This window comes from uncultured Holdemanella sp. (assembly GCF_934772795.1).
Taxonomy (GTDB): Bacteria; Bacillota_I; Bacilli_A; order Erysipelotrichales; family Erysipelotrichaceae; genus Holdemanella.
Genome location: NZ_CAKVMR010000053.1, coordinates 1 through 14,688 on the forward strand (window position 1 = coordinate 1; position 14,688 = coordinate 14,688).

Genomic DNA, 14,688 nt, shown 5'->3' on the forward strand with positions numbered 1-14,688 from the left:
TCAATTAAATTAAAACGCCAATGTTGTATTTCGATTGGTTTTTTTTATCAACATTGGTGTTTTAATTTTCTAATGTAATATAGCACAGAATGACAAGTCAATCAAATGAGGAAAGGAGGAAAAGGAATGGGGTTATTTTCTAGAAAGGAATGTGATGTCTGTAAAAAGAAGCTTTCACTAGCCGAAGGATTGAAGTGTTTGGATGGAAGTATTTGTAGCGAGTGTAAGAAAAAAATGTCACCGCTTTTTACAGATTATAAAAACACACCGATTGAAAAAATCAAAGCGCATCTGGTGTACCGGGAAGAGAACAAGTCTCGTCTCAAAGAATTTGTGGCATCCGCAACGTATGGTGAATATCCAAAGGTTTTGATTGATGAAAAACATAACTGGTTTGTCTTGTCAAAACAGCCAAAGTTGATGGAAGAAAATCCGGATGTGTTTGATTTTAAAGATGTGAAAGATTTTTCGTTCCATGTAGAACAAAGTAAGCGTGAACTTCATTTCACGAATAAGAAGGGTAGGACTTGTTCTTACAAACCAGCTCGATATGAGTTTTTGTATCAGGCTAAATTCAATATTTCAATGAATCATCCGTTCATTCACGATATTTCAATTCGAATGACACAGAATGATGTAAAGATCATTTCTGAAATGGCGGATAAGGAAAGAAATGAACAAACAAATGAAAATTACCAAAAGATGCTTGAAAGTGCTGAGTCACTAAGACAAGTATTTGAAGCGCACATAAAGGAGGAATAATACTATGGCGAATACATGTGCAATTTGTGGTGCAACAATTAATGTTTTACAATCACAAAAATTAATGGATGGAAATTATATTTGTACAAAGGGTTGTCGTGCAAAAGGATTAAAATATTATGATTATGTTCATTCAGATTTAGATAATGTCAAGGATCATATTCATCAAACTGAAGTGGGTACACAGATTTGGCAAGATTTAATGGAACCTTTGAAAAAAACACGTGATAAAAATCAAAAGATGCAGTCTTTTGGTCCTATTTATATTGCGCCAAGTCTAGGCTTGGTTGCGGTTACTGAAGCTCGTGGAGGATTGTTTAATACAAAAGTATATGCGTGTGTATACCGTTTAGAAAATCTTCAGCTTTACAAAACTGAAAATATGCCAGCTAGAACGAGTGGTTCGGATAAAGATAAAAAGTGTGTTCACTTAGGTTTTGTACATACAAAAGGTTTAAATGATGTCTATATTCCATTTGATGATGAAACAAGATGTCATCAATGTGTGGATTATCTAAATAAATTATTTGGCTTAGATGATTCATTTAGAAGTGGAATTAAAAAGTCAGTAACTCAATTTAAGGCAACAAAGAGTATGTGGGATTTGGCGAAAGCTAAAAAGAATGGTGAAAACTTAGAGGAAAAGGCAAAAGAAACTGTGGATGCGTTTGGGGCAACGATTATTGGAGATCGTACACAATTTAAGGATGCAGCCGATCAAGCTCTTGCGAACTATGATCTGGACTAAGCTTTGTTCAATCTTGTTTCTGAGTTTGAATCTAATGTTTACGGGTTGTAAATCACAACCTCATGAAGAGGTATATGTTTCAGATCTCTACAATATTCATGAAGAATATAAGGATGCATGGGGAAATGTTGGAAAGTACGACATTTCCTTACCTTATATTCATTGTGGTTCAAAGAGCGCAAAGAAATTGAATCAGACCATTAAAAGTGAATATAAGGGTTTGATAGATTCTTTAGATGAGGCAAAAGAACTAGGGTATACGTTGCCGTACACAAAGGTTAGTTATGATGTGTATACACATTCAAATCTATTGAGTATAGTCATCAAGGAAGAAGTAGAGGCGGATTATCCTAGCTATAATGTATATCATTTTGATTCTAAAACGAAGAAGCGTGTTTCGAATAAAAAGTTGTACAAGAAATATAAAATTAGTCGTAAAGATATGAAGGTATGGGCTGCACAGGCTTTTGATCAGGAATATGCCAATGAATATTATGACAATGTAAAGGAATTAAGAGCTCAAACAATTGGTTTGTTGCCTTCAAATCTGGATGTGTTTTACCACAAAGGAAAATTGAATGTATTGATTCCTATTGCCACAAATTATGGTTCTGGAACAAAGATGGTTTTGTATCGGCCAAATCGTAAGAAGTCTTATAAGATAGAAGATTCTTCCACATTTGATCAGATGACTCTGACGTTAAAGAATAATAAGATATCGCTTTACTATAGTGGAACGGATAAAACGTATAAGGTGCATGGTTGTTTTAATGAGTATAAACAAGTTCATGTATATGAAATAGGTCCTGGTGTCACTTATGGTTTTGCGTTAACGACTAATGGTTTGGTGGAAGTCATTGCGATTGAGGATGGCTTGCCGATTGAGCGTGTTTGTAGTCAAGGACCATTATATGGGTTAGATAAAGTAAAAAGCCTTCGTAGTGGGCAGGCACTGACGGAAAATGATCAGTTGATTGATTTATTTGAAGCATTGCGTAATCAACCATTTAAAAGTATTGAGGGTACATATAGAAATGAGAGTGTAACACTTCAAATTGATGAGAATGGTTTGTATACAATGCAGGAATTAGAGAATTCGCATTCTGGCCTATTGTTTAGTGTGGGTATGGAAGAAGATGGATTTGTGTATGGATATGATGACTATAATCAACAAGTCTTATCGTATTGTAAAGTAATGCCGTTATATGAAAAATTAGAGATCAAAAATTTGTTTGATCATGAAAAATTAGAATTGGAGTATCAGTATGAATAATAAAAAATTGTTTGCGAGTGCATTAGCACTAAGTATGTTTTTTGGATTAACAGCTTGTTCAAGTGAAAAACCGGAAGATACAAAGGTTGTAGAAAAGAAGGAAGAGAAAAAAGAAGAGAAGAAGGAAGAAAAGAAAGAAGAAAAGAAAGAAGAAAAGAAGGAAGAAACTACGGATGCCGTATTAGTAAGAGAAATTTCTAGTAAGACTTATACAGTCACAATTCCAGAGCTTACTTCATTCTATACACCGAGTAGAGATGGTTTAGAAGTAAAAACAGAAGTGAGTGAGCAACAAATCACATATACGCTTGAAGATGAATTTGGTGATTTTAAAATGGCTATTTATGTAAAGCCAATCAGTGCTGATAGTGCAGAAGCCTATGCGAATCGTATTAATGAAGGATTTAAGGATGATGAGTCGAAACAATATAAGCCTAGCACGGTGGGTGATTTCAGTGGCTTTAGAAAAGTGACTACAAGTGAAAATCCTAGTTTCAAATGTAAAGATGACTTGTTGTTGGATTTTGAAAATGTAGTGATGTCTGTAACTGTAGAACAATTCAATGATACGGATACAGCAGATATGGAAGTTGCGATGAAAGCTATTTTGGGCAATATGAAAGTTGAGGTTAAGTAGTCATGAACACAAACTTTGTGAAGAGCTTATTAGTTGTAGGTATGGGCTTGAGTTTAGCTGCGTGTGCATCGAATGATCCAGAGCCTAAAAAGGAAGATACAAAGGTTGTCGAAGCTAAAAAGGAAGAAAAGAAAGAGGAAAAGAAAGAAGAGAAAACAACCGATTTTGTGGTGAGTAAAAACTACAACAAGAAGTATGAGATCAACATCACAATGCCTGAAGATTTCACAACGATTTATACGCCAGCTGATGGTGTAAAGGTTACTGGCGAGATCGTGGATGATTCCTTTATTCGTTATAGCTTTGAAAATGAAGAGGCAGATACGAAAAAGATTGCAGCTATTGAAGCAAATGCAGATGCGACAGCGGATGAAGTGGCTGAAACCTTCAATAAAGGTGAAGAAGATGAGAGTAAACTTTATAAGCCTTATCAAGTGGGTGACTATACAGGTGTAAATAAGATTTCGGATTATTCTTATGATGATTATGTAACGTACAATATGTATTTCAATTTGGATCGAGATGGTTTTAAAGGAACGATTAAGGTTGTAGTTGAAAAGCTAAAATCCGAAGCGGATGATTCGGATACAGAGGCTATTATTACTGCAATTTTGGATAACGTAAAAGTTGAAAAGAAGAAATGTGAGTAAGCCTATGAATCGTAAGCTAGCTAAGATCTTGCTTGCGCTAGGTATAGGGTTAAGCCTGGTTTCTTGTGCTGAAAAGCCAGAAGTTTCACAAGTTAAAAAAGAAGAAAAGGTAGAGATTGGTGAAATGACTGGAGTCGCACAAATGAATGGGTATTTCATAAAGATGACGATGCCAGATTTATTGTCGGTTTATACACCAAAACAAGAAGGCTTAGATATATCGGGCAAGCTAGAGGGTGATCGTATCCTTAAATATGATTTACATTCGGATGATCGTACGTATATCACGCGAATTTCAATTGATTGCGATTATCGTAAAGCAGCCAAGGAAACGGCGGATGTCTTGAATGCGGGTTTTGAAGATGAAGCAGATCAATATAAGGCATTTACGATTGGTAAATATTCGGGGTATAAGAAAACGACGGTATATGATTCGTCTGATAAAACCTATTCTAAGATGTTGATCGATTATCCAGTTGGTGAAGATAATGTTGTTTTACAAATCTATGTAGAACAAGAAGGAGTCAATGATTTGGATGTGGTAACACGAGCGATTTTGGATCATATCGTTGTGGAAATTTGTATGGAAGAGTAGGTGATCAGAGTGAAAAAGAATAAGTTATTAACTGGTTTCTTAGTCTTGGGGTTAGGGCTTAGTTTAGTGGCTTGTTCATCAAATGAGCCAGAAGAAAAGGCAGAAGAAAAGAAAATAGAAGAGACTAAGGCAATCGAAGAAAAAGAAGAAAAAGTAAAAGAAGAGAAGAAGGAAGAAGAAAAGGCTAAGGCAGCTGAGGAAGAAAAAGAAAAGGATAGTACGATTATTAGTTATGCGAATAAAAAGGTGAGAGTTACTTTACCTAAGGATTTAACTTCTTTCCATACACCAGCTAGAGAAATTTCTCGATATAGCTATATGGAAGAGTCGAATGTTCTTGGTTATTCATTGTATGCGAAAGATCGTACGTTTACCATTCATTTCTCAATTGGAACGGATGGCTGGGATTCAGCAGAGGCTGCCAGTATTTCTCACAACAAGGTTTGTAAGGATGAAACAAAAATGTATGAGCCATGTACTGTGGGGGAATATTCTGGATATAAGTATGTGGTGACAAGTGATAAATCGATTGAATATCATTATGTGCTTGATTATCTAGTGGATGGTCAAAATGTCGTATTAACCATTCGTGAAGAATTACGATATGATGACGATACTTCCTTGTTAGAGCCATTGTTGCTGGATGTGGTGCATAATTTAAAGATTGAATTAATAGGAGAATAATACTATGAATCGGAATAAGTTATTAACTGGCTTCTTAGTTTTGGGTATGGGACTTAGTTTAGTGGCTTGTTCAAGTGAAAAGCCAGAGACTAAAAAAGAAGAGGCTAAGGTAACCGAAAAGAAAAAAGAAGAGAAACGAATAGATACGCAGGATCGAACGGCTAAATTGAGTGTTCCTGAAGATCTATCTCCTTATTTTACTTCATCTAGAGAGGGTGTAGGTAAAATGGAGAGTATGGTAAAGGACAATGGTTCCATTATCTATACGTGTTTAAATGAAGAGAACAAATACGAGTTGAATGCTGAAATTAAATTGTTGTCGTCTAGCTCGGCTGAATCGAGTGCGGATCTACAGAATTCAATGTATGGCGAAAATGACGAGGATAAAAAGTATAAGCCTTGTACGTTTGAGGGCTTTGATGCGTATAGTCATACCATCAATCTGGGTACGGTTGAAAATACTAGACTTCACTATTATGTGGATTATCCTATCGAGGATATCAATAAAGTCGTTTCTATTGAAATCAACCAGAAGAATGATAAAGAAAAGGATACTTCGGATTTAGAACCTTTTGCGAAGGCTATCATTAAGAATATGAAGCTCGAAAAGGTAAAGGAAGAAAAGAAAGAGGAAGTCAAGAAGGAAGTTAAAGAAGAGAAGAAGGATGAAAACAGCAAGGAAATCGTTGGTGAATCGTCTCGTGCAAAATTAACTTTACCAAGGGATTTGACTTCGTTCTATACGCCTAGTGAAAAGTATGACACGATCAATGGTAAACAAGATAAGGGAAACATTGGTTATACATTAAGTCGAAAAGATCCAGATCGTTCAATCTACGTTAACATATGTACAGATTCAAGTGATACGCTTGAAGAGGCTATCGTCTTCCATAATGAGCATTTAAGTGAAGGAGAAGAGCCATTCACAGAGTATACATTGGGTGAATATTCTGGGTATCGTTCGAAGAGTTACACGAATTATTGGAATAGTGCCAATGATACAACATATAGGTATAAGTTAAATTATCCAGTGGGTGATAAAAATGTAATATTGTCATGTTCTGTAAAACTTCGTGATGATTCAGATGATACGACAGGATTAGAAGATATATTATTGGCGGCTTTGCAGCAATTGAAGGTAGAAATTAAATAATAGGAGAACATAATATGAAAAACAATAAGTTATTAACAAGTCTGTTTGTGCTTGGTATGGGCTTGAGTCTAGTTGCGTGTGGTGCAAGTGATGGTGGTACAACTACAAAGACGGATGGTACAAAAACGGTAGAGAAGAAAGAAGAGCAGAAGTTTGCGGATCGAAAAGAGTATGAATCGGAGGGTCTAGCTTGTAATTTTAAATTGCCAAACTTGGATTCTTTCTATTTGGTGAAGGGTTTAGAAAAGCCTGTTTACAATACGGAATTATCACTTGGAAGCATAAAATATGAAGTTCGTGATGATTATCTTCCGGCTCTTTTAGTATATGTAGGAGATGATGCATTCGCAGAATGGAGTGATGGATATACTATTGAAGAGCTTGCGACAAAAGATTTGAATGGGGAAGCTGAATATACAGAGACAAAAGTCGGTGGTTATAGAGCTTTAGTTGCAGATTTATCGGATGAGGATAATTTAAAGAAAGAATACTATATTGAACATCCAGATCTTCCAAATGGAATCGTTTGTATTGAAGTCTGTGAATATGATGATAAAGATATTTCCGATGAACTTGCAGAAGCGATTATTAAAGAGTTCAAAGTTGTTGAGCTTTTAGATGTTGAATAATTCTGCTTTATGTCGAATCCAAATGATGGATATGCCAAAAGAAAAGAGATGAATGTGCAGGGATTGGCTTGTACATTCACTCTTTCGAATATCGATGCTTATTTTCTTGTAGAAGACGAGCGAGTTTCGTATAAAAGTAAAGTGGTTGCGTCTGGAATGATGTATCGCATTCTTGGTAAGAATACGGATATTTTAGTGTTTGTGGATACCATTCCTTACATTCCAAATAATGCGATGTCTTATGATGAAGTGGTTCGTGTTGAATTTGAAGGACTAGATTATGATGTCTTAGACATACTTTCTTATAAGGCGAGTGTGGCTGAGGAATTAGAAGAGCTAAATATAATAAAAAGAACATATTTGGTGGATATGCCAAGTATGAATAGTGGTGTACTAAGAATTGAGATTTCAAGCAATGTGGATGTCTTTGATGGTTTGGTACAAAAAATAGTAAATGAATTAAGAATCCAATCAATGGATACATGGGAAGAGGTGTAGTATATGGGATTAATTCGTGCTGGTGCTGGAGCTGTTGGTTCTGTTTTTGGCGATCAATGGAAGGAGTACTTTTATTGTGATGCATTAGAGCAGGATGTATTGGTTCGTAAGGGTTCTAAAAGGACGGGTAAAAAGTCGAGTAATAAAGGAAATGACAATATCATTTCAAATGGTAGTGTGATTGCGGTTGCGGATGGTCAATGTATGTTGATCGTGGATCAGGGTCGTGTTGTTGAGCTTTGTGCAACGCCAGGAGAATTTGTGTATGATTCTTCAAGTGAACCTTCTATCTTTGCGGGAAGTTTAGGTCAGAGTATTAAGGATTCTTTCTCTACTATGGCTAAGCGTTTCACTTTTGGTGGAGATACTGCCAAGGATCAAAGAGTGTATTATGTGAACACAAAGGAAATGGGTGAAGTTCTATATGGAACGGCAACTCCAATTCCATTTAGAGTGGTTGTGAATGAAGAGTTGGGTTTCAAGTTGTCTGTAAAATTGCGTTGTAACGGTAACTTTACATATCGTGTGGCCGATCCAATCTTATTCTATACAAATGTTTGTGGAAATGTGGCAGAGGATTTTGAGTCTGAAACTATTGAGGCCAAACTTAAGGGTGAATTGATGACGGCTTTACAGCCTGCCTTGGCAAAATTAAGTGCAGATCGTGTGATGTATTATGAGATTCCGGCTCACACAATGGATGTTGCGGCAGCTTTAAATGATGAGTTGAGTGATATTTGGCGTGCTAAGCGTGGTTTGGAAGTTGTCTCTTTCAATATTAACTCTTTGAGTATTCCTGAAGATCAAGAAAAGAAGATCACAGAGTGGGAAGAAAATGCGATGACGATGAATCAAACGGTTGCGGCTAGTCGTTTGGTTGGTGCCCAGGCTACGGCTATGAAGGATGCTGCCAATAATGCGTCTGGTGCAATGACTGGATTTATGGGTATGGGTATGGCCATGAATCAGGGTGGTATTAATGCGCAAAACTTATATGCGGCGGGTGCTGCTGCTCAACCAGCTCCAACTCCAACTCCAACACCGACTCCTGCACCTACGCCTGAGGCAAAGGCAGATGGCTGGACTTGTCCAACTTGTGGACATGTCGCAAGTGGTAAGTTCTGTCCGGAGTGTGGAACGCCTAAACCAAGTGTTGAAGGTTGGGCTTGTCCGACTTGTGGAACTATAAATAAGGGTAAATTCTGTACAGAGTGTGGTGCAAAAAAGCCGGCTCATGAACCGTTGTATCGTTGTGATAAGTGTGGTTGGCAGCCGGAGGATCCGCATCATCCACCTAAATTCTGTCCGGAGTGTGGTGACCCATTTGATGATAATGACATAGAAAAGTAGAGGGTTTTAATTATGAGTACTTTACAAGAGTTTAAATGCCCTTGTTGTAATGGTGCCATTTCATTTGATACAAAACTTCAAAAGATGAAGTGTCCTTATTGTGATACAGAATTTTCTCTGGAAACACTTCAGCAATATGATTCTGTAAAGATTGAGGAAGAAGATCAATTTGAGTGGGATGTGAAGCCAGGTCAAGAGTGGGCTGAAAATGAAACCGATGGATTATTGACATATGTTTGTAATTCGTGTGGTGGTGAAATTGTTGCGGATGAAAATATGGCGGCTGCATCTTGTCCGTTTTGTGGAAGTCCGATTGTCGTAAAGGAAAAATTGGGTGGTGTCTTAAAGCCGGATTTAGTAATTCCGTTTAAGTTGGATAAAAAGGCGGCTAAGGAAGGTTTGAAACAGCACTATAAGGGTAAGACTTTATTGCCTAAAGAATTCAAATCCGAAAATCATATTGAAGAAATCAAAGGTGTATATGTGCCTTTCTGGTTGTTTGATGCGGATGCCGATGGTGAGGTTCGTTATAATGCGACAAAGGTTCGTATGTGGTCGGATTCAGAATATGATTATACGGAAACCAAATACTATCGTTTATATCGTAAAGGACATGTAAGATTTGAAAACATTCCGGTGGATGGTTCAAGCAAGATGCCAGATGATATGATGGAGTCTATTGAGCCTTATGACTTAAAAGATGCGGTAGATTTTCAGACGGCTTATTTAGCAGGTTTTTTAGCCGATAAATATGATGTGGATGCCGATTCAAGTATTGATCGTGCTAATACACGTGTAAAGAAGTCTACGGAAGATGCGTTTATGACCAATTGTGGTAAGTATGACACGGTTACTTGTGAGGATAGTGCAGTTCAAATTCAGAATGGTACGGCAAAATATGCGTTGTATCCAGTGTGGATCTTAAATACGAAGTGGAAGGGTGAAAACTACAGTTTTGCGATGAATGGTCAAACGGGTAAATTTGTAGGGAATCTTCCAGAAAATAAGAGCCTAGTTTACTTGTACTATGTAGTGATTACGCTTCTTGGAAGTGTTTTAGCTTATATCGCAATATTGATTATGAGTTGGGGAAAGTAGGGGGTTGTTTATGAAAAAACTTAGTATTTTATGTTCATCTCTTCTACTTGCACTTATGATGTGCTTCCCGGTTTTTGCGAGTGAAGATCTAAGATATGTAGAGGATAATGCAGGTTTATTGACTGCAAGTGAACAGCAGGAATTAAATGATACTTTAACTGAGATCAGTGAAAGACAAGGTGTAGATGTTGCCGTAATTACAGCGGATGATATGGGTGATCAATCCATAGAAGACTACGCAAAAGCGAAATATGATGAGCGTGGCTATGGCGATGATGGTGCTTTATTGGTTGTCAATATGGAAGTTCGCAAGTGGTGGATGTCTACTTATGGAAAAGGTACTACAGCTATCTCGTCAGAAGATATTAGTACGATTGGTAGTGAGTTTGCGCCTTATTTAAGTAGTGGAAAATATGCGGATGCGTTTGAAACATACGCAAGACTTTGCGATGACTATATTACTAGAGCTCCAAATCTTTCCGAAGAGTATGCGCAAGCTTTAAGTGGTCTTACTTCATTACAAGATGGACTAAGATTTGTGAATGATGATGCGCGTTTATTAACTGAGGATGAAAGAAAAGAGTTAAATGATACTTTAACCCAAATTGGTAAGCGTCAAGGTTTAGATATTGCGATATTGACTACAAAAGATACGGGTGGTAAGGCACTTCTTGATTATGCGATGACGATGTATGAAGCGCTTGAGTATGGTCAGGGTAAAAATAAAGATGGAATTCTTTTAGTTGTCAACATGGAAACACGTAAGTTCTGGATGGCCACTCATGGTTATGGTATTACAGCCTTTACGGATGCTGGAATTAGTTATATTAGTGAAAAGCTAGGTCCTTCTTTAAAGAAGGAGAAGTACATGAAGGCTTTTACAACGTTTGGTAGTCTTTGCGAAAAGTTTGTAGAAAAGGCACATAATGGTAGCCCTTATGATGTTGGAAATATGCCTTTTAAATGGCTTCCATGGTATTGTGTACCAATTTCTCTTTTAGTAGGTTTTATTTGTGCAGTCTTTGTGGTGAGTAAAAAGCGTGAACAGCTTCATTCTGTTGCGTTTGAAGACAAGGCACATAACTATATGAAGAAAAATACGTTGAAGATGAAAGAGTCTCATGACTACTTCTTGTATCATACAATAACTCGTCATCGAATCAAATCTGACGATGATGATAGTTCGAGCGGAGGAAGTAGCACATATACTAGTAGTAGTGGCGACACGTATGGTGGTGGTGGCGGTAGCTTCTAATGCCGCAAAATGCAGGATCAAACCCCTGCATTTTCCATTTTAAATGAATACATGTTTCTTGTAGCTATCTGGAATAAAAAGGTAGGCTGTGTGAATAGAATAGGAGTTGATAATATATGAAAAAGAGTTGGACGAGTGTTGGACTTAGTCTATGTATGGTTTTGACTTTAACTCCGGTTACGGCAATCTATGCAGATGAGTTTGATGCTCATGAGGGTGTGATGGATCAAGAAATAGTTGAAGAAAAGGATTTAGATCTTGTAGAGGAAGAAGAACCCGTTGTTGAGGATGAATCTGAAGAAGTGATAGAACAAGTTGAATCTGAACCAGAAGAAGAGGTGGAGGTTGCGCCAATGATGTTAGCGGCGCCTGCACCTGTATCGAGTGGTTTGGCAATTGATGAAACAAACTTTCCGGATGCGAACTTTAGAAGCTATGTTTTAGCGAAATTTGATTCGAATGGAGATGAAAAGTTGGATGATGAGGAGATTGCGAATGTTAAATATATTTTTGCACCATCAAAAACGATTTCGAGTTTAAAGGGTATTGAGTATTTTACTGAACTTTTAGAATTGGATTGTGGAAATAATCAATTGACTTCATTAGATGTCAGTAAAAATACAAAGCTTGTTAAATTGATTTGTAGTAAAAATGCATTAACTTCTTTAAATACGAGTCATAATCCATTGTTAAAGAAGCTTGATATTTATGATAATAAGATTACTTCAATTGATGTAAGTCAGAATACAGAGTTAGAGACTTTGTATATTGGGCGTAATCCGATTGAAACTTTAAATGTGAAAAACAATGTGAAGTTAATGGAGTTACAGAGCGAATTGAATAACTTAACATCAATTGATTTGAGTAATAATTCGCCATCTATGACACTATATATGGCAAATAATATATATCCAATAACGGTTGGTAAGGGAAGAAGATTTGATTTATCAAAGCTTCCGGCTGGCTTTGATGTGAGTAAAACTTCGAATTGGCAAAATGCGACTGTGAATTCGGGTGTGTTGATTGTTGAGAATGGGAAAGATTTTGTTACGTATGATTATGATTGTGGAAATGGTCATAAAGTGAATTTTAGATTTAGAGTATATTCTAGCATTAAACAAGTATCTGTGCCTTGGGCCAAATATAAATATTTATATATGAATTTCTATACTTATAATGGGAAAGAACAAGTAGGTGTAGATGCAGGTGAAGGCTATACACTTAGTGGTGACTATAAGAAAACGGATGCTGGAACGTATACAGCGAAAGTGAATTTACTTGATGGTTATGAATGGCAAGATGGTTCGACGGATGAAAAAACGATTGAATGGGAAATTCGCGAGGCTCAGCAGGATACGCCAGGTGGTTTACAGGGTGTAGCTCCTTCGAGTTCAAGTGCTAAGGATGGTAAGATTAAAGGTACAACATCCGCAATGCGTTATAAGAGAGCATTTATAACAGGTGATTATGTTCATTATTGTGACGATGGAGAAACCACGGATCTAGAACCGGGCGAGTATGTAGTTTGGTATGTTAAGAAAACAAATTATGATGCAAGTCCTTATACGCATGTCATAGTTCCTAACTATGGTGATACAACAAGTAAGATTATTGTTCGTAATGGAACTGTGAATGGTAGTGATTCTTTAATTGTTTCCAAGAGTGATGTCGCAACGCTTGTAGCCAAAACGTCTGCTTCTTATGATAAAGAATTTGATAAATGGGTCATAAAGGCTGGTAAGGCGACAATTAAAGATGTAAATAGTGAAACTACAACAATTACAAATGTGGATGGCCCAGTTACAGTGGAAGCTGTTTATAAGGATAAGAAATTTGAACTTAATGTTGTCAATGGTACGGGTTCTGGAAGTTTTACACAGGGTACTGTTGTAGCAATCAAAGCGGATGCTCCACCTGCAGGAAAAGTATTCTGGAAATGGGAAGCATTAGTGGGGAATCCGTATATTCAAAATTGGTTAGAAGATACTACCGAAGTGATTATTAAACAAGCTGATGTAAAGATTAAAGCAGTATATAAGGATGCAATCCCAATTACGCCACCGGGACCTGCAAAATACGCATTAAAGGTTGACGGTGGAATTGGTTCTGGAGAATATGGCGAAAATAGTGAGGTCATTATTAAGGCATATGCGCCGGAGTTAGGTAAAGAATTCGATAAGTGGGAACTTGTTTCTGGTGATGTAGTCATTGAAGATGTTAATAGTGCAGTTACAAAAGTTACAACGAAGGCAATGGCCGCAAACATTAGGGCTGTATATAAGGAAAGTTCTATTCCTGCACCAACTTTGAAATTTGATTTAATTGTGAAGAATGGTACGGGTTCTGGAACGTATGAAGAAAATGAAGTTGTAAGTGTTAAAGCGGATGCACCTGTTGCTGGTATGGAATTTGATCGTTGGAAAACAAATTCAGGTAAGGTAACTTTTGACAATTATAAGAGTATAAATACAACTGTAACAATCTTGGATTCCAATGCTGAAATTGAAGCTTTATATAAGAAAATAGTTCCAGTTCATACGCATACTTATGGTAAGTGGAGTTATGATAATATTGGACATTGGCAAGAGTGTACAGATCCATTGTGTCCAAATAAAGCGTATACGATAAAATATCAAGGTTATCATCAGTTTAGTACGAGCCGAGATACTACATGTAATATTTGCGGTTACAAGCGAACTCTTCCAACATATAACTTTATTGATGGCGCAAATGGAGAGTGGATCAAGAATAGTGGTAAGAATCTTGGCTTCAAAACGGATGGTGAATTCTCTAAATTTACAGGTGTTAAGGTGGATGGCACTTTAATTGATGTAGATAAGTATACAGCGGTTACTGGTTCTACTCTTGTCACATTGAAGAAGGATTATCTTGAAACGTTGTCTGTTGGTAAACATACATTGACAGTGGTTTACACGGATGGAGAATGTACAACTGAATTTGAAGTGAAGAATAAAGTTGTTGAAAAGCCTGGAACAGAAGAAGATACTAAGCCTGGTACGGATACAGAAAATCCGGCAAAGCCAGAAGAGGGTAAGAATCCTGGAACAGATGCTGAAAAGCCAGGGAAAGAGGATACTAAGCCTAGTACGAATACAGAAAAGTCAACAACTTCAAAGGTAGATAAGAAGAAAGATGTTAAGTCGGATAAGAAGATGTCTTTGAATACGGCATACTCATATAATATGGGTCAATGGATGGCTTTATTGTTGATGAGTGGATTTGTGTTGGTATTAACTGTATTTAAGAAAAAGAGAAATTAAGGCGCAATAAATTTGGATGGGGTTAGGTGAATTTGCTCTCCAAGAATTTAAGGGGCGGCATATACCCCAAAACGG

Annotated in this window: 14 protein-coding genes; all 14 read left to right on the plus strand. The window is 37.0% G+C overall.

The annotated features are described in order from the left end of the window. The first annotated feature begins 126 nt into the window (after positions 1–126). The 14 genes from Q0F04_RS09080 (at position 127) to Q0F04_RS09145 (ending at position 14,613) form a co-directional block, all read left to right on the plus strand. Entirely contained in the window at positions 127–762 is a 636-nt protein-coding gene (locus tag Q0F04_RS09080) for a DUF4428 domain-containing protein (RefSeq protein ID WP_295752584.1), read from the plus strand. A 4-nt stretch (positions 763–766) separates the two neighbouring features. Then, positions 767–1,510, plus strand: coding sequence for a hypothetical protein (locus Q0F04_RS09085; RefSeq protein WP_295752586.1), 744 nt, complete (start codon positions 767–769; stop codon positions 1,508–1,510). Then, positions 1,470–2,783: a hypothetical protein gene (locus Q0F04_RS09090; RefSeq protein WP_295752587.1), complete on the plus strand. Its 1,314-nt coding sequence runs from the start codon at positions 1,470–1,472 to the stop codon at positions 2,781–2,783. The genes Q0F04_RS09085 and Q0F04_RS09090 overlap by 41 nt, the downstream gene beginning before the upstream one ends. After that, positions 2,776–3,420, plus strand: a complete 645-nt coding sequence (locus Q0F04_RS09095; protein ID WP_295752589.1) for a hypothetical protein — start codon at positions 2,776–2,778, stop codon at positions 3,418–3,420. Before Q0F04_RS09090 ends, Q0F04_RS09095 begins: the two co-directional genes overlap by 8 nt. 2 nt (positions 3,421–3,422) lie before the next feature. Then, positions 3,423–4,070 (plus strand): hypothetical protein, encoded by a 648-nt coding sequence (locus tag Q0F04_RS09100; RefSeq protein ID WP_295752590.1) that lies wholly within the window; start codon positions 3,423–3,425, stop codon positions 4,068–4,070. A gap of 4 nt (positions 4,071–4,074) precedes the next feature. After that, entirely contained in the window at positions 4,075–4,665 is a 591-nt protein-coding gene (locus tag Q0F04_RS09105; RefSeq protein WP_295752593.1) for a hypothetical protein, read from the plus strand. 9 nt (positions 4,666–4,674) lie between these two features. After that, positions 4,675–5,349: a hypothetical protein gene (locus Q0F04_RS09110; protein WP_295752595.1), complete on the plus strand. Its 675-nt coding sequence runs from the start codon at positions 4,675–4,677 to the stop codon at positions 5,347–5,349. A 4-nt stretch (positions 5,350–5,353) separates the two neighbouring features. Next, the gene (locus Q0F04_RS09115; RefSeq protein WP_295752597.1) at positions 5,354–6,502 is read left to right on the plus strand and encodes a hypothetical protein; all 1,149 of its coding nucleotides are present in this window, start codon (positions 5,354–5,356) and stop codon (positions 6,500–6,502) included. Positions 6,503–6,516: 14 nt separating this feature from the next. After that, positions 6,517–7,131: a hypothetical protein gene (locus Q0F04_RS09120; protein ID WP_295752598.1), complete on the plus strand. Its 615-nt coding sequence runs from the start codon at positions 6,517–6,519 to the stop codon at positions 7,129–7,131. A gap of 9 nt (positions 7,132–7,140) precedes the next feature. Beyond that, positions 7,141–7,629: a hypothetical protein gene (locus Q0F04_RS09125; RefSeq protein ID WP_295752600.1), complete on the plus strand. Its 489-nt coding sequence runs from the start codon at positions 7,141–7,143 to the stop codon at positions 7,627–7,629. Positions 7,630–7,632: 3 nt separating this feature from the next. Continuing rightward, positions 7,633–8,979 carry an SPFH domain-containing protein gene (locus Q0F04_RS09130; RefSeq protein WP_295752602.1) on the plus strand — a complete coding sequence of 449 codons (1,347 nt, stop codon included), beginning with the start codon at positions 7,633–7,635 and terminating at the stop codon, positions 8,977–8,979. 12 nt (positions 8,980–8,991) lie between these two features. Next, entirely contained in the window at positions 8,992–10,077 is a 1,086-nt protein-coding gene (locus Q0F04_RS09135) for a hypothetical protein (protein ID WP_295752603.1), read from the plus strand. A gap of 10 nt (positions 10,078–10,087) precedes the next feature. After that, positions 10,088–11,332: a TPM domain-containing protein gene (locus tag Q0F04_RS09140; protein ID WP_295752605.1), complete on the plus strand. Its 1,245-nt coding sequence runs from the start codon at positions 10,088–10,090 to the stop codon at positions 11,330–11,332. A gap of 116 nt (positions 11,333–11,448) precedes the next feature. Beyond that, positions 11,449–14,613 (plus strand): hypothetical protein, encoded by a 3,165-nt coding sequence (locus Q0F04_RS09145; protein ID WP_295752607.1) that lies wholly within the window; start codon positions 11,449–11,451, stop codon positions 14,611–14,613. Positions 14,614–14,688: the final 75 nt, after the last annotated feature.

Excerpts from the sequence above, each read along its gene's own strand:
- Q0F04_RS09085 (WP_295752586.1), top strand. The coding sequence starts at position 767 with ATGGCGAATACATGTGCAATTTGTGGTGCAACAATTAATGTTTTACAA.
- Q0F04_RS09080 (WP_295752584.1), top strand. The coding sequence starts at position 127 with ATGGGGTTATTTTCTAGAAAGGAATGTGATGTCTGTAAAAAGAAGCTT.
- Q0F04_RS09090 (WP_295752587.1), top strand. The coding sequence starts at position 1,470 with ATGCAGCCGATCAAGCTCTTGCGAACTATGATCTGGACTAAGCTTTGT.
- Q0F04_RS09115 (WP_295752597.1), top strand. The coding sequence starts at position 5,354 with ATGAATCGGAATAAGTTATTAACTGGCTTCTTAGTTTTGGGTATGGGA.
- Q0F04_RS09145 (WP_295752607.1), top strand. The coding sequence starts at position 11,449 with ATGAAAAAGAGTTGGACGAGTGTTGGACTTAGTCTATGTATGGTTTTG.
- Q0F04_RS09140 (WP_295752605.1), top strand. The coding sequence starts at position 10,088 with ATGAAAAAACTTAGTATTTTATGTTCATCTCTTCTACTTGCACTTATG.
- Q0F04_RS09130 (WP_295752602.1), top strand. The coding sequence starts at position 7,633 with ATGGGATTAATTCGTGCTGGTGCTGGAGCTGTTGGTTCTGTTTTTGGC.
- Q0F04_RS09105 (WP_295752593.1), top strand. The coding sequence starts at position 4,075 with ATGAATCGTAAGCTAGCTAAGATCTTGCTTGCGCTAGGTATAGGGTTA.
- Q0F04_RS09095 (WP_295752589.1), top strand. The coding sequence starts at position 2,776 with ATGAATAATAAAAAATTGTTTGCGAGTGCATTAGCACTAAGTATGTTT.
- Q0F04_RS09100 (WP_295752590.1), top strand. The coding sequence starts at position 3,423 with ATGAACACAAACTTTGTGAAGAGCTTATTAGTTGTAGGTATGGGCTTG.
- Q0F04_RS09125 (WP_295752600.1), top strand. The coding sequence starts at position 7,141 with ATGTCGAATCCAAATGATGGATATGCCAAAAGAAAAGAGATGAATGTG.
- Q0F04_RS09120 (WP_295752598.1), top strand. The coding sequence starts at position 6,517 with ATGAAAAACAATAAGTTATTAACAAGTCTGTTTGTGCTTGGTATGGGC.
- Q0F04_RS09135 (WP_295752603.1), top strand. The coding sequence starts at position 8,992 with ATGAGTACTTTACAAGAGTTTAAATGCCCTTGTTGTAATGGTGCCATT.